This is a genomic window from Bacillus sp. BSL6, assembly GCF_052928345.1.
Window position 1 is genome coordinate 144,473 of the sequence record NZ_JAVGCW010000009.1, and the last position, 17,664, is coordinate 162,136.

Consider the following 17,664-nt stretch of genomic DNA (forward strand, 5'->3'; position numbering starts at 1 on the left):
GATTTTTCAAATATATCGACGATAACTCACAATATATCAACGATTTTTTCATTATATCGACGATTCGACATAGAATATCGACTTACCGACAAAAAACGACACAACAAGTACTCATAAACAGTATATCACCACATCTAAAATCGCACTGTAAGCATAATGTTACTCCTCTCTTTTGATTACGACATTTTAAAAACGAGAGAATCACATTCACCTTATGTAAAATAACTTTTTTATAAATGCAATCGCAAAAAAGCTGCTGCCTACAAAATATAGACAGCAGCTACAGTATACATTTTATAACTAATAAACAGCAATCGGCCCATAAGGACCATTAATAATCTCTATTCTTGTTTCAAAAATATCTGTCAAAAGTGTTGAGTCCATAACTTCTTCTACTGTTCCAAAAGCAGCAATTTGTCCATCTTTCATCGCACAAATTTTGTCAGAGTATTTAGCTGCAAAATTTATGTCATGCATAACAGTCAAAATTGTTCTTCCAAATTCATTAGCCGCACGTCTCAAGTGCTCCATCATTTGAACAGATCGAGCAACATCCAGGTTATTTAGCGGCTCATCCAAAAGTACATATTCAGTCTCTTGGCACAATACCATCGCTACATATGCCCTTTGTCTTTGACCACCAGAAAGCTCATCTAAATATCTATTCTCTAAATTCGTTAAATCTAGGAAGTCGATATATTTAGAAATAATAACTTCATCCTCTTTCGTTAATCTTCCCTTTGAATAAGGAAAGCGCCCAAATCCAACTAATTGTCTAACAGTAAGCCTCGTTACAAAATGATTTTCTTGTCGCAATATAGTCAAAACTTTTGCTAAGTCTTTTGATTTGGATTCAGAAACATCCATATTTGCTACTTGGATTTGACCTTCATCCATATCTAAAAGTCTTCCTATCATCAAAAGTGTCGTAGACTTTCCAGCACCATTTGGTCCAATTAAAGAAGTAAAGCCCGCTTTTGGTATTTCAATATCCAAAGGTCCTATTTTTACCTTATCAGTATAGAACTTTTTAACATTATCAATTTTTATCATAAAGCCCTCTTCCTTAAAACTATAGTTAAGAATATAATTCCACCAAATAATTCAATAATAACTGAAACTACGCCTTGAGCATGGAATACATGATACATTAAAAAGTATGCGCTCGTCATTATTAAAAATCCGATTGCAAAAGCCATTGGGAAAATATATCTGTGATCATACGTTGATGCCGCCTGATAACTCAAAGTTGCTACTAAAAATCCGTAGAAAGTAAGTGGCCCAATTAGAGCTGTTGAAATAGACATTAAAATAGCTACTAATACAAGCGTATAAATTACACTAGGTTGATATTTAACTCCAAAAGAAGTAGCAACATCCTTTCCTAGTGATAAGACATTCAAATTCTTAGAATGAGCAAAAATTAATACTGCTACAATTATGATCATCGGAATTACAATAGGAAAATAGGCAGGATCTGCATGATTAACAGAGCCAAATAATTTCGCTTGCAAAATATCAAACTCTGAAGGCGCAAGTAGTTTTCTCATGAAAGTTGACATAGAATTTAGTCCAGTGCCAATGATAATCCCAACTAAAAGCATAAGTTGTAAATTCCCGTATTTACCGGAAAGTAGCCATCCATAAAGTATCAAACTCATGAGGACCATAAGAATGACTTGAAATAAAAATGATCCAATTCCATTAAAATTGATCAATGCACTAGCACCAAAGAAGAATATTGTGCTCGTATGAATTGCTGAATAAAGTGATTCGAAACCTAACAGTGAAGGAGTAATAATCTTATTATTCGTAATGGATTGGAAAGCAACTGTCGACAAGCTATGGCAAACAGCTGCAATAATCATTGCAACAATAGCTACAATCCTTCTCTTAACAACTGGGATAAAAGAAGGTGAATCTATCGGAACTGGATTGTTATACACTAAAAGTCCATATGAAGAAAGGAGGCCTAAAGCAATCAATGTTATCAGTACAATCCAATAACGTCTTGCTTCCTTCTTAGAACGAAAAGCGCTAGCTGATCTACTTTCATTATGAAGGCTAGAATCGACTTCGACATTTTCTTTATTTCTATAATCTAATGTGATCATCGTAGCCTCCTTGGTTTTCTTTTTCTCAATAAAATAGTAATAAACACGACTGCTCCTACTGATGCAAGTATTAAAGAAACAGGTAATTCAAAAGGTTTTATAATTGTTCGAGAAATGATATCACAGGCAGTTATTGTCCCCATTCCGATCAAGCACACCCAAGGTAAATTACTTCTAAGATCATCACCTCTAAACATGGAAACAATATTTGGAACAATTAACCCTAAGAAAGGTAAATTTCCAATAACAGCTGCAACAATCCCAACTGCAACAGAGATAAGAGCAGTCCCAAAAAGAACAATTCGATTGTAATTAACGCCAAGGCTTGTTGCGACATCTTCTCCTAGCCCAGCTAACGTCAATCTATTCGCATACATAAAAATAAGAAAAGTAATGATAACAATCAGCCATAAATATTCGTATCTTCCCACCTGAATGTTAGCAAATGAACCTACAAACCAAGTTTCAATACTTTGCGTCATTTGAAAAAGGAGTCCCAAAAAAGTAGATACTGCAGAAATAACTGCTCCAAGCATCAATCCAATAATCGGGACAATTAAAGACGAACGGAGCTTAACTCTTCTTAAAAATAGAAAGAAAATCATAGTTCCTATAAAAGAAAAAATGATTGCACCAGTCATTCTTTGAACTAAAGTTGGGGCAGGAAATAGTAAATACACAAAAAGCAGGCCTAAGCCTGACCATTCAATAGTCCCCGTTGTAGTAGGTTCAACAAAACGATTTTGTGTAAGTAGTTGCATGACGAGACCTGCCATCGCCATTGCAGCTCCAGTAAGCATTAATGCAACAGTTCTCGGAACACGAGTTATGAAAAACATCTCTGTCCCGTCCTCTTGTCCACGTATATCATAAACGCCAGTAAACAGTGATATAATCCCTAAAATTATAACAACTATAATCGCTATTATAAAAGATTTTGTCCATAATTTATTGTGATTATAAAACTGGGGTTGAGAAATATTCTCAACCCTAGAAATTATATTTTTTGACACTGCTTCGTACTCCTTTACACTACTTAGCTAAAGTTTTTGCAAGATTTCCAAATAACTCTATATAAGTCTGAATTGATTCATTTGTGTAAGTATCTGCTGGTGCATAAATAACTTGTTTTTTAGAAACAGCAGTTGTGTTTTGAAGAGCTGGTGATTTAGAAATAACATCCTGAGCAGGAGCTGACTTAGCTGCATCAGATGTTGCAGCATCACGATCTAATACGAACAGCCAATCAGGATTTGTTTGTGCAATAGCTTCAACAGAAACGTCGTCACCTTTATGACCTGCAGTAGAATTAGAAACTTCTAATGCTGGAGTCCAACCGAAAATTTCATACATTGGTCCCCAAACACGGCCAGAGTGCGGCGCAGCAAAACCGATATTACCACCAGTAACGATAACACTCATAACTTTATCTTTTCCGTTATAAGCAGATTTTGCATTTTCAATAGATTTATCAAAATCAGCTACTAATTTTTTAGCTTCTTTCTCTTTATCGAAGATTTTTCCTAAAGTAACAGTAGAATCTTTAAGTCCTTTTACTAAGTTTTCTCCAGGCTTAGTAGCCTTCTCAGAAACATCAACATTAAGATCAATAACTGCTGCATTTGGTACTAATTTTTTGATTTCTTCGTAATGGCTAGCAAATCTTTGACCAACAATTACAAGGTCAGGGTTTGCAGCGGCAATAATTTCAAGATTTGGCTCACGGTGATTCCCAATATTTTGAACTTTTTCATCCTTTTTATATGCTGAATCAGCAGGCATGATATCCTTTGGAGCAGCAGCTAATTTAATTCCCCAATCAGCTAAAGTTTCAAACGTTCTATTATCTAAAGCAACTACATTCTTTGGATTTACAGGAACAGTAACTTTTCCATGCGCATCAGTGATTTCAACCGTTTTTGGCTTATCACTACCATTATCTTTAGTAGCCTTCGAAGTTTCTTTACCTGAATCTGAGCAAGCTACTAACATTAAAGTGAAAATTGCTAGAATACTTACTAATTTTAAAAGCATAGTTTTTTTCATACGTATACTCCTTATTATGTAATTTATTTCGAAAATGATGACTTCCAAAGATTGAATTAGATAATAACTGCTATTCACCTAAATCAATATTGATAATCATTTTCATTTGAATATCCTGTAAATAAGTATAGTCATTAATTATGTGAAAATCTTGTGAATGGTGTGAGTTAATAAAATTAAAAATAAATTTGATACGGTCTCAACTAATGCGCAGCAGATCCATCCCCCATACCTTATAAAACATGGTTTCTACTGCAAAAAAATGACCATTTCCTGATAGCAATCTTCTTTTTATAGTTTCTGTCTTTTCATATTTCACAGAAACTACTTTATTATCTTATTTTTATCATTCAACCATTGAATAGCCTCTACCATGTATCGTTTGAATATATCTGTCTTTCTTCTCACACTTTAACTTTTTTCTTACATATCCAATATATAAGTCTACTACATTTGGATTTACGACTACGTTATGTCCCCAAACTTGGTTCAAAAGCATTTCACGGCTCAATATTGTATTTTTATTCTTAATTAAAAATACAAGTAAGTCGTACTCACGTTTCGTAAGCGAGAGATTTTTACCACCTTTTTTCACAATATTGCTAGATGCATCAACAAAGAGATCTTTAAATTGAAAAAAGTTTATCTCATTTTGCTGGTTACAGTTACTTCTCCTTAAAATAGCTTGAACTCTTGCTACTAATTCTTCTTTCGCAAATGGTTTTCTTATATAATCATCAGCTCCTGCTTGTAACCCTGCTACGCAATCCTTGCTAGAAATATTGTCGGTCACAATAATGATGGGTGTCATTTTAACAAGTCGTATTTTCCTGCAAATTTCTGGTCCAGATATGCTTAATGAATCCCAATCTAATATAATAATATCCCAATCTTGTTCATATGCTATATTTAAACCTTCGTTTTCATTGTGAAGTTTTAAAATGAAATGGCCTTCTTCCGTTAAACCGCTTACGATTTTCTTTGCTAAAGACCGTTCATTTTTAATTACTAACACCTGCCTCACCGATGGTTCACCTCTACTTCAATATAACTTAGTTAGATAAAAAATTATTTACGACTTATAAATATTAAATCCCTAAAAAATCCATTAAAACAGCTTATTAGGAGAACTCTATATAATCTTACAATAGGTATGTATAGAAACACAAAACATATTAAGATTTGAATAAAGTAAATTTTTAATTTCCTCCAATCGGACTTTTACAGGCATCTCGGCGGATAATAGGATAAAAGAAAACATAACAAAAGCACTTATCCATAGAATAAGTGCTTTTGTTATGTTTTCGCGATCTTATGATATTGATTCCCTTTAGGAAAATGTATTGTCACTTTTGTATATTCATTCTCTTTCGATTCAATAGAAATATTATGCCCCAATTTATGAGACAATCGTTTCGCTAAATATAATCCTAATCCAGTTGATTTCGTATGAACTCGTCCATTTGCTCCCGTAAATCCACGTTCAAACACTCGGCTAACGTCTTCAAGCTTAATACCAATGCCGTTATCTTGAATAATGAGACGCTTTTCCGCTTCGTCTTCTTCTCCGATAAACTTAATTTCTCCATGCGAATCCGTATACTTTAATGCATTTGCTACAATCTGATCGACAATAAAAGATAGCCATTTTGTATCACTCTCTACTAGAAGTTGTAAGTTTGTACGTTCAAATTGAATGCGCTTTGAAATAAATGACTTAGCATATTTTTTCATACTAGTACCCGTAATCGCCTCGAGAGAAACTTCTTGAATGAAATAATCTTTTGAAAAGGAATCAAGCCGTGAATAGTATAAAGCTTGTTCAACAAAGTGATCTATTTTTCCTAACTCATCCTCTAATTTATCAATTAAAATATCTGCCGGTTTGCCACTGCGCATCAATAGTTGACTAGCAGCAATCGGTATTTTAACTTCATGAATCCACGACATAATAAAATCATGATACTCTTTCTTTTCCTCATGCAATACGTACATTTGCTCTTGTTGCTCTAAGTACAGTTTTTTTAATATATCTGTATATAGTTCCTGTTCATATGTATGTGGATTTGGGATTGCAATAACTGTATCCTGCTCTAAATGAAGAGCAATATGAAGTTCTTTATAAAATCTTTTATGATAAAAATACCCGATTATAAGATAGATAAAAATAAAAATTGCACTTACGACATTGATATATATAAGATTTGCTTTTGTATTACTTAATCCCTCGCTTAAATAAATCATGGTAGAAATAAATGACATAATCAAAAAGTAAAGAAGCATAAAATACCGGCGTTCTTTTATGTAACGAAAAATACTCATGTAATAATGTAACCTTGCCCTTTCTTCGTATGGATAAATTCCTCTTTTCCAAGTTCAGCAAGCTTCTTCCTTACACGAGCGACGTTTACTGTTAATGTATTATCATCAACAAAACTTTCATTTTCCCAGAGTTTACGCATAATATTATCTCGACTTACAATCGATCCTATATTCTGCATTAATATCTGTAAAATTTTAAACTCATTTTTTGTTAATTCCAATATTTGATTATGATATGTTACTTCCCCGCTCTGTAAATTTAATACGACACCTTCATATTCAACAACATTTGTTTCCGTTTGTGTATAAGAATATGTACGTCTCATAAGAGCTTGAATTTTGGCTACTAAAACATCTGTATAAAATGGTTTCTGCATAAAATCATCTCCCCCCATATTCATGGCCATTACCATATCCATAGGATTATCACGAGATGATAAGAAAATAATTGGTACTTTCGATACTTCACGAATTTTTCTACACCAATAAAATCCATCAAAATGAGGAAGGTTAATATCAAGTAAAACAAGTTGCGGAGATTGAGCCAAAAAATCGTTTAAAATATGTTCAAAGTTTGTACTTGCCCATACTTCAAATCCCCATTTTCTTAACTCATCGGCCACTGTTTCACGAATAGTTGGTTCATCTTCAACTAATAAGACTTTCATAAAAAGTTTGCCTCCTAGCACTATTTTAACCTTACAAGTTTGTAAGGTTTGAATTATAATTTGTAAGGTTGTCCTATGGTTTAGGGTATAAAATTACCATACAATAAGCTTATCATACAATAGAGGAGGATCCATATTGAACCCCGTATTACAAGCAAAACACGTAAGAAAGGTCTTTAGTAATAGAGGTAGCATATTTACTGCCCTCCATGATATTGATCTCACAATTTTTGAAGGTGAATTCGTTGGCATAATGGGTCCATCTGGATCTGGAAAATCTACTTTATTAAATATATTATCGACAATTGATATACCAACCACAGGAGAAATTATTGTTGATGGAAGAAATATTATAAAAATGAAAGATGAACAACTTACTGCATTCCGTAGTGACACATTAGGCTTTATTTTTCAGGACTACAATTTACTTGATACGTTAACGATAAAGGATAATATACTTCTACCACTTGCTTTAAGAAATATGAATGCACACGAAATTGATGCACGTGTCGATGAAGTTTCCACACTGTTTGGCATTCAAGAATTGCTAAATAAATATCCGTATCAAATTTCTGGTGGACAACAACAGCGTACTGCAGCAGCGAGGGCTATTATAGGAAAACCGAAATTAATTTTAGCTGATGAACCTACAGGTGCACTGGACTCTAAATCAGCAGCTCATTTACTAAACAGCCTACAAGCATTAAATAAAAAACAAATAGCCACTATTTTGATGGTTACGCATGATCCTTTTGTAGCAAGTTATTGCGAACGCATCCTCTTTATTAAAGATGGAAAACTTTTCACGGAACTTGTAAAGGGTGAGATGCCACAAGAAGATTTTTTCCAAAAACTGTTACGTATCATTTCTGCTCTTGGAGGTAGCGGGCATGACTCCATTTAGTATCATCCAAAAAAACTTGCAAAGAAATCTTAAAAATTATGTACTATACTTTGCATCTATGATACTTAGTATTGTCATTTATTTTATTTTTGTATCCTTACAATATAACGAAGATATCGTAGAACAAACGAATACAGCTAAAGGGATTTCAGATGTTTTTACAGCCTCTTCTGTTATTCTAATCATTTTTGTAGCAATATTCATTTCGTATTCAAATTCATTTTTCACAAAGAGAAGAAAAAAAGAAATTGCGTTGTATTCCTTACTAGGTGTTCGAAAACGTCAAATTGGTGCCCTGTTATTTTATGAAAATCTCATCATAGGAATGTTTGCACTCATTATAGGAATGAGCATCGGAGCTTTACTCTCAAAGGTGTTTTCCATGTTACTTTTAAAAGTAATGCAATTATCAACTGCTATTTCGTTTTCTATTTCTCTAGAAGCAATCATGCATACCATACTCGTATTTACCGTTATTATTTTAATAACATCTTTTCAAGGTTATAGCATAATTTATAAGTTTAAATTAATTGAATTACTTCGGGCTGAGAGACAAAATGAGCTCATTCCAAAAGGCTCTATATGGACTGCCTTATTAGGAATTATTTTAGTTATTTCTTCTTACTGGTTCGCACTTCAACCTATTTTCTCTTCTATATGGCTAGACCATACGATACGGAATATGTGTATTATTTTAGGTTTTTCTATAGTTGGTACATATTTCATATTTCGTTCTTTTACCGTTTTTTTATTGCTTGGCTTACAGAAGAATAAAACACGCTATTACCGTGGGATTAATGTGGTTAGTGTGTCTCAACTATTAGCACGTATTCAATCAAATGCAAAAACACTAACTGCCATTGCGCTATTAAGCACAGTCACACTGTGTGGAATCGGTGCTTCTTATAGTATGTATTATAAAAATAAGGTAATGATTAATAAAACCGAACCGTTTAGCTTTATGTATGTAAAAACCGATTCACATATAGATCAGCAAATTGAAAATACAATAAGAAACTCTAATCATACAATAAAAGAGAAAATTACCATCCCTTTAATAAAAATAAAAGCAGACTTACAGGTGAATGGCATCTTACCAGTCGATTTTGAAAGAAATCCTAAAGAATTAAATTTATTATCAGAGAGTACATTCAATACTCTAGCCGATAAAACGAAGAAGGATATAAAAGTATCCCTTCAAAATAGAGAAATCATTGCCCTTGATGCAAATAGGAGTAATACATTTCAAACTGAATATAAAAATGGCAAAGCAAAACTACATCTTTCAGGTAATGATTATTCATTGCAATTTGTAGGGAAGATTCAAGATAATATATTAAATGACTCATTGCATGAATTCACCATCGTAGTGACCGACAAAGTTTTTTCTGATATTACAAAAAAACAAGAACCCTATATGCTACAAGCATATAAAGTATCCGATGACAAAAATACTAAGGAGTTAACAAAAGCACTGCAAATACTCCTTCCTAAAGACATCCATTTAATATCTAAATACAGCGCTTATACAGGTGTTGTGGAAGCTACAGGATTAGTCATCTTCGCTGGTGTCTTTTTAGGACTTGTCTTTTTAGCTGCAACTGGAAGCATCATTTACTTTAAACAATTAACAGAAGCAACTATAGATAAAGATAAATACAGTATTTTACGTACATTAGGTGTAAGTAAGCAAACCATTTTTAAATCGATTGCAAAACAAATGGCCTTCATATTTATTCTGCCGCTTATTATCGGTAGCTTGCATAGTATTGTCGCTTTAAATGCACTTTCTAATACACTTGGCATAGATATTTTCATTCCAGTTTTAACTACCATAGTTGCCTATACATTGATTTATTTTGCTTACTATATACTGACAGTAAAATCCTACAATAACATTGTGAATAAATAAAAAAAGCATCTCAACAGATGCTTTTTTTATTTATTTGTTCTTTTTAAAAGTTATCACATTATACGTTTTACTCATTTTCTCATAGAATAAACGCTTATCTCGTTTGAAAATATGCAATACAAAATGCAATAAAATTAAACCATTGAAAATAAAGAATAATAAAAGGAAAATTATCTCTAATTGCTCATTCAATATTCTAGAAGCAATTAAAATATAATTGATACCACCAATCCCGTAATATAACAGGCCATAGCGTTTACATAATTCAATGAAAGTAATTCTCTCTCCTTGCCCTTTTACTCTAAAATGAAGAATCCATTTCCCAATTGTTTTCCCATTTGTGAAATAAGGAACAACAATAAAATAAACGAATATCCAAACGAAGCCAATTAAAAGCTCGTCCAACTTTTCAGCAGGGTTAAATATAAATGCTATGGAAACTTTCACATTGAATATTAAAGAAGTCACAATCCCGATAACAAACCAATCCATCCAAAGAGCAAGGAAACGTCTTGTCATACGAACTGGTTTATTTTCAAAATCAACTTTTTCATCCATCGCATGTACATCTGGTAGGAAATAAGTAAATATTGGTGCAATCATATATCCAGCAAATCCACCAAGCGTATTTAAGAATAAATCATCAACATCAAATAAACGATATGGACAATTATATAATCCATAGAATCCAGTTACTTGTGTAACTTCGAAGAATAGGGAAACAAAAAATGTAATAATAACAGTTTGTACCAGATTACGACGGAAATAATATCTTAAATAAACGCCTAATGGTAACAATAAAAGAAAATTAAATGCTACCTGTAAAAATGCACGCTCTTTCAAGATACCAATGTATGACATCGGATTCGCAAAATTCACCTTTGTTTCTCTCAAGATGTCCATGATTGAAGTAAAAGGTGTTATTTGATAATGCTGTGTTCCTGGACGTTGCATACTACACGTATCAAACGTTGCCGGAAACGGTAAAATAATTAAATAATAGGCCGCCATTGAAAATAATAATAAAGAGTACAAAACAAACATACGTAAATAATTAATATACCCATGCTTGCGATACTGCCAAATTAAAAAAGGAATTAATAAAATAAAACCAGCGATTGGAAATGTAATGATCGCCGTCTTAATCGGGAATAAATAAGCACCCAAGTTCTTCACCTCCAAAATATACAACATCCGCTATTATAACAAATTTTTCTTTTTATGCCATTTTCAGTTTTATTTGTTTTTTCATTCAATTTATTTGATTTTCAAGTTAACTTATTCCTCATCAAAAAGACTCTAAAGAATTACTACTTACCAGTAATTCCTTAGAGTCTTTTTATGTACATAAAAAATATCTACATGAAGGTTCCTTACAGAAATGTAAGATTCCAGTTAGATACATCGATGTTTGCAACTTTTAATCACTTGTAAACTAACAATAGTTAATTAAGCAATACATGTACTAAAAATCATCATAGAAAGGATGTATGGATTATGAATGCAATAAAACAAAGTTTACCTCAAAAGAATCGAATTGTTGATTTAGATGTCATACGAGGTTTTGCCTTAATTGGCATTTTCTTAGTGAATATATCTATGTTTTTTAACGAAGTTGGTGTATCTAATACTAATTTACCAGATAACAAATGGGTTAACATTTTAGTAACCGGCAAGTTTTATGCCATTTTCTCTCTACTATTTGGTGCTGGATCAGCCCTATTCTTGGCCCGGGTGAAAGCAAAGGGGCAACCATATTTTATTTATATACGTCGTATGATCATACTGGCATTAATCGGTCTATTACACGCTAGCATTTGGGGAGGAGATGTTTTAATCTCTTACGCCATTGTCGGGTTACTATTATTAAGTCTTCATAAAGTTCCTAGCCGGTTATTGTTAGTAATTTCTTTAAGCTTACATGTAATAGGCATAATCGTAAGTATAGTATCTTACGATTATATATTTCAGTTAAAGTCGAACATACCGCCATTTCTTGATGCTCTTCAAATATTAACTATGATAACTTCATTTTTAATCTATTTTATAGAAGGGTATTCACTAATGAAGTTGGATGTTCTAACAAAATTGAAGCAACGTCCAAATCTTCATAAATGGCTCATTATTATGTTTAGCGGTGTTTCTATAATTGGAATTACTATACAAATGCTAACACCAAGTGCAAAGCTATCTTTTATACTACTAAACATTTTACAGCCATTTCTCACAATAACTTATATTTTAATCCTTGTAGCTTTGTTGAAAAGTACAGTAGGAAGCACTGTATTAAAACCATTACAAGCTTACGGGAGAATGGGAATGAGTAATTATTTAGGACAGACCTTTATTGGAATGTTCATTTTACCACTAACTCTAAACGTATTTTCACCAGCAATCGCTATGGTAAGTGTTTGTTTCCTAACATGGATTCTACAAATCTTGCTTAGCAACGTTTGGTTAAAATATTTCAATTTTGGACCTGTAGAATGGATTTGGCGCTGCTTAACTTATTGGAACTTAATGCCTATCCGAAAAAAATAATAGTAAGAAATAACATATAGGAGGATATAAAAATGCAAAGACCTGTTGTAGACGTAAAAAATGTTCAGAAAGTATATGGTAAAAAAGGTGAAAATCAGTCATACGCCTTAAAAGGTGTATCCTTTTCAATTCGAGAAGGTGAATTTGTAGGAATTATGGGACCATCTGGTTCAGGAAAAACAACATTATTAAATGTAATTTCTACATTAGATCATGCAACAGACGGCAAAGTTGAAATTGCTGGAACTGATATTACAAAAATGAGGCAAGGTGCACTCTCTGATTTCCGTTCTAAAAAATTAGGATTTATTTTTCAAGACTTTAACCTTTTAGAAAATTTATCAATCTATGAAAATATTGCATTGCCACTTTCCCTGCAGGGTGTTCCTTCTCGAAAAATTGGACCAAAGGTAACGAAAGTAGCAGAGATGTTAGGAATTTCAGCAATTCTAAAAAAGTATCCTTCAGAAGTATCTGGTGGACAAAAACAACGTTCCGCTGCTGCACGCGCACTCGTTCATGAGCCAGCAATTATTTTAGGAGATGAACCAACAGGAGCACTTGATTCTAAAAATGCAACTAGCCTTTTAGATGCAATGAAAAGCCTTAATGAAGAACAAAATGTTTCAATTATGATGGTTACTCATGATCCATTTAGCGCAAGTTACTGCCAGCGCATTTTGTTCATTCAAGATGGTGAGCTATATAGAGAACTACATCGTACAACAAACCGCGAAATGTTCTATAAAGAAATTTTAAATGTACTTGCTGATTTAGGCACACAAAAAGCATAAGAAAGGAATTTACAACATGTTACTCAAACTTTCCATGTCAGGACTAAAAAGTAAAATAAGAGATTACATTGTCTTATTAATTGGACTTGTTATGTCCATTTCTATCTTTTATATGTTCCAAACACTAGCGACGAATGATTCATTTATTAAAGCAAATGCAATGGTGAGCACTATTGGAATCATCTTTCAAATAGGTTCGTTTTTATTAGCGACTATCACCTTCTTCTACATCTTATATGCGAATTCATTTTTACTTTCATTAAGGCAAAAAGAATTCGGTATGTATATGATGTTAGGTGCAAAAAAATATAAAATTACAATGCTCATGTTTATAGAGACTTTAGCTATCGGTATCAGCTCACTTATTATTGGGATTGGAATCGGTATCGGACTTTCTAAAGGAATTGGACAACTCCTTATGAAAGAGTTAGATTTTACTTCCGATGGATACCATGCTCTTTATATTCCATCTATTCGTATAACAGTAATATTTTTCTTCATTCTGTTTCTCATAGCTGCCATTATGAATACAGCAAAACTATCTCGCATTACAATATTACAACTCGTTCATTCTGAGATGAAAACAGACAAACCTTCAGTAAAAGGAATCAAAACTTTCTTTGTATCAGTAATTGGTGCTGGTTCATTAGCAATTGGATATGCAGCATTAATAAACATAGAAACTTTATCATTTGCTGGATTTCCTATCGCTACCGTAGCAACGACATTAGGAACATATCTTATTTTCATTTCTTTATTACCGTTAACTATGAAATTACTCAAAAAGATTAAGCCATTAAATGAAAAAGGATTAAACTCTTTTACTTTTGCTCAATTAACCTTCCGAGTGAATGATTTAACGAAAGTATTAGCAACTGTAGCAATGTTAATTGCACTTGCAGTTGGAGCAATTGCTGGCGGAATGGCTTTTAAAAACAATATTAGCCTAGCTACCGATATTACTAAACTATATGATGTAGCAGTTCATAACCCAACAGCAGATGAGAAAAAAATATTAAAAAATATAAAATTTGAAGAACAAGCAGACTATCGCTACAAAGTAGATCAGCAATTTGTTTATTACTTGAAGGAAGACTTAGAAAAGAATCGACCTCTCGTTCAAATTGGATTTGAGAAAAAGAAAATCGGTAAAGTAGAAAAAACTGCAAGTGAACTTCCTGTTGGAGCAATTGTAAAGAAAGGTCAAAACGATACAATTGACGGTCCTACTCTTTCGGAAGAATGGAAGAATGCATTCAAAGAAATACAGCCTGAATACTTATACAAACAACAACATATAAAAATTGTAGACCAAAAGATGTACAATCAAATAAAGACAGTAGAACAATATGTTGTAATCGGAAAAACTAATGATTATGCAGCGTATAAGAAAGAATGGAAAGAACTTGATCAATTACAATTAGCAAAATATAAAGATGTAACTACGGATCAGTTGAATAGTAAATATAGCTTTTACGAATTCATGTACAATTTCACAAGTGGTACAGTCTTTATGGGCTTCTTCTTAGGAATTGCTTTCTTAGCTATGATGGCAAGTTGCTTAATGTTTAAAATTCTATCTGGTGCAACGAAAGATACGAAGCGCTATCAAATGTTACGTAAAATAGGAGTACGTCGTGAGCTATTAGCAAGATCAATCTATAAGGAGTTATTGTTAGTATTTTTATTCCCGGCTACTATTGGTATCTCCCATGTAATTGTTGGTATGAATCTGTTCTCCATCATTGTGGTTGATCCATACTTCCGCATTTGGATTCCATTGGCAATTTTCGCAGTGATCTATACAGTTTATTACTTAATTACAGTTCAATTATATAAAGGGATTGTACTTCCGAAAGAAAGATAATAAAAAAAGCTGGTGACGTGCTGTCATCAGCTTTTTTATATCCCATATTAATCATTTATACACTATACTAATATATGCACTTAATTCTATTTTAAATTTCAACAACTGATATGAACTGAAAGGAGCTATTTTATTGCAGCATGTGAAACAACTACTAAGAAATTCTCTATACTTTTTCTTTAGTAAACAAATCAGAAAATTTTCTGCCTATAACTTAAGAAAAAAAACAAATGTATTTATTCTTATTGCTATTTATATGTATATGGGAACAAAAATAATTTCTATTCTTTTTAACCCTAGAGAGTCTTACGGATTGTGGCTCGTTAATATTAGTTGGCTTATGGTCATGTTACTTTATTTATATTTCGCTAAAAATATTTACTTCGAAATGAAACAAGAACATCGAAAGGTGAAAGAATTAACCTTCTTTTCTCTCTTTGACTCCCATAAAGAATTACCTTATCGTAGATACATTTATAAGTGTTATACAAAAGTATTGTACAGCTTGCTTATCGCTACATCGAGCTTCAATAGCTTATTACAAATTAATGCATCCATCTCATCGTCTTTTTCAGACCTATTCTCTAATGTGATGCAAATGATTTTACTTCTAAGTGCAGTAACAGTAACTAGCCTTTATCTTGCACTACAATGGACAAATATATTAATGACCATAGTATTAATACTCTCTTCAGTTATCACTGGAGCGATAATAAGTACTAGTTTATTATCAACAATAGGTAGTTTAACTCATTTTGATCTTTTAAATGACTTCTCTATCATCTTAACAATTTTCATCGGCATTATTGTCCAAATGGGAATTGTATGGATACGACCTCCTTATCAACTAAGTCGTACAGAAAATGCTTTTTTCATATCCAATTCAATGATTGCTACAACGCTATTATTACTCGTTATTTTTATTCAAGATGTTTCTGTACTAATTGGCGGGGAAACAAATTTTAATATGAATGATTTTAAAACAAATTTAGAAAAGAAAGCTCAATTAGCTTTATTACCTTATACAATTGGGGCAACCATTAATTTCATGTATATAAAATTCAAATCTAATCGTATCGCCCAAAAAGCAGAAAAGAATATGTTAGAGGTTATTTATTTGTTAGAAGAACATGACATCGATTGTCTTTCTCCTACACAAAAACAAACAATAGTTACTAAAATCAAGAAATGCGTTTACTACGGTGGAACATCCTTCCGCTTACTTCTCCTTACGAATCCAGAAACGAAACAATTCATAAAAAACATGAAGTTAGATGAGAAAACTTCATAACAACATTTACTTCTGCTTCGGCTATTCTTTCAATAGAATAGCCTTTTTTCATACTTCTGTAAGATTCCTTACAATACTGTAAGCCAATCGTTAGCTACTTCGATGTTTCCAATCTTACATTTCATATAAACTAAAAGTAGATAATCAATCAACAATAAAAACACTTTTAAAGGAGCGAATTCTCATGAAAGAAAACCGAGACTTATTATTCAACCAAATCGTTACTGTTTCTTGCTTAGGCGGCTTCGTTTTACTATCTGGTGTTGCGGCTATTACTAAAATCGCTCAACAACTTTTCATGTAATATATAAATTCATTGCAATCATACATTACTAAATTAATTAAAGGAGCGAATCCTTATGAAAGAAAACCAAAACTTATTATTCAACCAAATTGTTACTGTTTCTTGCTTAGGCGGTTTTATTTTACTATCTGGTGTTGCGGCTATTACTAAAATCGCTCAACAACTTTTCATATAATATATCTTCATTACTACTTTAAATTTAAAATCATTCAAGATGACTAAAAATCACTTTTTATATAGATAGATTTCAAAATAAGGATTCCTTACAAAAATGTAAGTTTCCAGTTAGATACATCGATGTTTGCAAATATTTATCCCTTGTAAACTAATAACTAGTTAGTCCAATTTAAATACACAAATAACTTATAGAGGAGTTTTCATATGAAAAAATTACTTGCTTCATGCGCTACTTTCGCCTTATTCGCTAGCTTTGCGGTTGGATGTGATGTATCTTCCCCAAGCAAAATCGGCACAGAAGAATACTACGTTCAAATTCAAGGTGAAGGTGAGATTAAAGATAATAGACGCGTCTATTCTTTACCTACTTATAATGAAGATGGAGACGAAAAGAAAGTTACTTTCACTAGCGAAAAACCAAATAATGAAAAAATGAAAGAAAATGCATTTTTACGCCTTTACATTAAACAAGAGGACGAAAAGAAAACAGATATACCAAACACAGAGGTTAAATCTTATGAAGAAGTACAAAAATCAGATTTACCTGCAAAAACAAAAGAAAAATTAGGTGTAAAATAATTATTAAAACAAATAAAGGGAGTATCTCTTACTTAACAAGAGATACTCCCTTTATTTTTGGAATCATAAATTTGCCGCAAACAAAAAGAACCATAACCTCACCAACCTGGCAAGATTATGGTTCATATCATACAAAAATAAAAAA

At 32.4% G+C, this 17,664-nt stretch carries 15 protein-coding genes; 7 read left to right on the top strand and 8 right to left on the bottom strand.

Going from position 1 to position 17,664, the window contains the following annotated elements:
* Window positions 1-300 precede the first annotated feature (300 nt).
* The 7 genes from RCJ96_RS23720 to RCJ96_RS23750 all read right to left on the bottom strand — a co-directional run bounded on the left by RCJ96_RS23720 (window position 301) and on the right by RCJ96_RS23750 (window position 7,150).
* Window positions 301-1,053 carry an iron ABC transporter ATP-binding protein gene (locus RCJ96_RS23720; protein ID WP_000590069.1) on the bottom strand — a complete coding sequence of 251 codons (753 nt, stop codon included), beginning with the start codon at window positions 1,051-1,053 and terminating at the stop codon, window positions 301-303.
* Window positions 1,050-2,114, bottom strand: a complete 1,065-nt coding sequence (locus RCJ96_RS23725; protein WP_242304737.1) for an iron chelate uptake ABC transporter family permease subunit — start codon at window positions 2,112-2,114, stop codon at window positions 1,050-1,052. The genes RCJ96_RS23720 and RCJ96_RS23725 overlap by 4 nt, the downstream gene beginning before the upstream one ends.
* Window positions 2,111-3,127 (bottom strand): ABC transporter permease, encoded by a 1,017-nt coding sequence (locus RCJ96_RS23730; protein WP_000041833.1) that lies wholly within the window; start codon window positions 3,125-3,127, stop codon window positions 2,111-2,113. The genes RCJ96_RS23725 and RCJ96_RS23730 overlap by 4 nt, the downstream gene beginning before the upstream one ends.
* Window positions 3,128-3,146: 19 nt before the next feature.
* On the bottom strand, window positions 3,147-4,160 hold the full coding sequence (locus RCJ96_RS23735; RefSeq protein ID WP_000753432.1) for a siderophore ABC transporter substrate-binding protein: 1,014 nt from the start codon (window positions 4,158-4,160) through the stop codon (window positions 3,147-3,149).
* A gap of 346 nt (window positions 4,161-4,506) precedes the next feature.
* Entirely contained in the window at window positions 4,507-5,184 is a 678-nt protein-coding gene (locus RCJ96_RS23740) for a response regulator transcription factor (protein WP_074606976.1), read from the bottom strand.
* Between the two features lie 272 nt (window positions 5,185-5,456).
* The gene (locus RCJ96_RS23745; RefSeq protein WP_416504310.1) at window positions 5,457-6,482 is read right to left on the bottom strand and encodes a sensor histidine kinase; all 1,026 of its coding nucleotides are present in this window, start codon (window positions 6,480-6,482) and stop codon (window positions 5,457-5,459) included.
* Window positions 6,479-7,150: a response regulator transcription factor gene (locus RCJ96_RS23750; RefSeq protein ID WP_000866336.1), complete on the bottom strand. Its 672-nt coding sequence runs from the start codon at window positions 7,148-7,150 to the stop codon at window positions 6,479-6,481. The genes RCJ96_RS23745 and RCJ96_RS23750 overlap by 4 nt, the downstream gene beginning before the upstream one ends.
* Before the next feature lie 136 nt (window positions 7,151-7,286).
* Here RCJ96_RS23750 and RCJ96_RS23755 point away from each other — a divergent pair, with 136 nt between their 5' ends.
* Window positions 7,287-8,054, top strand: coding sequence for an ABC transporter ATP-binding protein (locus tag RCJ96_RS23755; RefSeq protein ID WP_080493777.1), 768 nt, complete (start codon window positions 7,287-7,289; stop codon window positions 8,052-8,054).
* A complete protein-coding gene (locus RCJ96_RS23760; protein WP_416504309.1) occupies window positions 8,041-9,966 on the top strand; it encodes an ABC transporter permease in 1,926 nt (641 codons plus the stop codon). Before RCJ96_RS23755 ends, RCJ96_RS23760 begins: the two co-directional genes overlap by 14 nt.
* 30 nt (window positions 9,967-9,996) lie before the next feature.
* Here RCJ96_RS23760 and RCJ96_RS23765 read toward each other — a convergent pair whose 3' ends face one another.
* Complete coding sequence (locus tag RCJ96_RS23765) at window positions 9,997-11,133, bottom strand: VanZ family protein (RefSeq protein WP_416504308.1); 1,137 nt, start codon at window positions 11,131-11,133, stop codon at window positions 9,997-9,999.
* Window positions 11,134-11,463: 330 nt separating this feature from the next.
* On the opposite strand from RCJ96_RS23765, the gene RCJ96_RS23770 reads away from it, so the two are divergent.
* From RCJ96_RS23770 to RCJ96_RS23790, 5 genes are all read left to right on the top strand, one after another.
* Window positions 11,464-12,507 carry a DUF418 domain-containing protein gene (locus RCJ96_RS23770; RefSeq protein ID WP_270796337.1) on the top strand — a complete coding sequence of 348 codons (1,044 nt, stop codon included), beginning with the start codon at window positions 11,464-11,466 and terminating at the stop codon, window positions 12,505-12,507.
* A gap of 32 nt (window positions 12,508-12,539) precedes the next feature.
* Window positions 12,540-13,301: an ABC transporter ATP-binding protein gene (locus RCJ96_RS23775; protein ID WP_074608730.1), complete on the top strand. Its 762-nt coding sequence runs from the start codon at window positions 12,540-12,542 to the stop codon at window positions 13,299-13,301.
* Window positions 13,302-13,317: 16 nt separating this feature from the next.
* Window positions 13,318-15,168 (top strand): FtsX-like permease family protein, encoded by a 1,851-nt coding sequence (locus tag RCJ96_RS23780; protein ID WP_416504307.1) that lies wholly within the window; start codon window positions 13,318-13,320, stop codon window positions 15,166-15,168.
* Between the two features lie 133 nt (window positions 15,169-15,301).
* Window positions 15,302-16,459, top strand: a complete 1,158-nt coding sequence (locus tag RCJ96_RS23785) for an AcrB/AcrD/AcrF family protein (protein ID WP_270796333.1) — start codon at window positions 15,302-15,304, stop codon at window positions 16,457-16,459.
* Window positions 16,460-17,144: 685 nt separating this feature from the next.
* On the top strand, window positions 17,145-17,519 hold the full coding sequence (locus tag RCJ96_RS23790) for a YxeA family protein (protein ID WP_416504306.1): 375 nt from the start codon (window positions 17,145-17,147) through the stop codon (window positions 17,517-17,519).
* Window positions 17,520-17,664: the final 145 nt, after the last annotated feature.

Excerpts from the sequence above, each read along its gene's own strand:
- RCJ96_RS23720 (WP_000590069.1), bottom strand. The coding sequence starts at position 1,053 with ATGATAAAAATTGATAATGTTAAAAAGTTCTATACTGATAAGGTAAAA.
- RCJ96_RS23725 (WP_242304737.1), bottom strand. The coding sequence starts at position 2,114 with ATGATCACATTAGATTATAGAAATAAAGAAAATGTCGAAGTCGATTCT.
- RCJ96_RS23735 (WP_000753432.1), bottom strand. The coding sequence starts at position 4,160 with ATGAAAAAAACTATGCTTTTAAAATTAGTAAGTATTCTAGCAATTTTC.
- RCJ96_RS23745 (WP_416504310.1), bottom strand. The coding sequence starts at position 6,482 with ATGAGTATTTTTCGTTACATAAAAGAACGCCGGTATTTTATGCTTCTT.
- RCJ96_RS23750 (WP_000866336.1), bottom strand. The coding sequence starts at position 7,150 with ATGAAAGTCTTATTAGTTGAAGATGAACCAACTATTCGTGAAACAGTG.
- RCJ96_RS23760 (WP_416504309.1), top strand. The coding sequence starts at position 8,041 with ATGACTCCATTTAGTATCATCCAAAAAAACTTGCAAAGAAATCTTAAA.
- RCJ96_RS23770 (WP_270796337.1), top strand. The coding sequence starts at position 11,464 with ATGAATGCAATAAAACAAAGTTTACCTCAAAAGAATCGAATTGTTGAT.
- RCJ96_RS23775 (WP_074608730.1), top strand. The coding sequence starts at position 12,540 with ATGCAAAGACCTGTTGTAGACGTAAAAAATGTTCAGAAAGTATATGGT.
- RCJ96_RS23780 (WP_416504307.1), top strand. The coding sequence starts at position 13,318 with ATGTTACTCAAACTTTCCATGTCAGGACTAAAAAGTAAAATAAGAGAT.
- RCJ96_RS23790 (WP_416504306.1), top strand. The coding sequence starts at position 17,145 with ATGAAAAAATTACTTGCTTCATGCGCTACTTTCGCCTTATTCGCTAGC.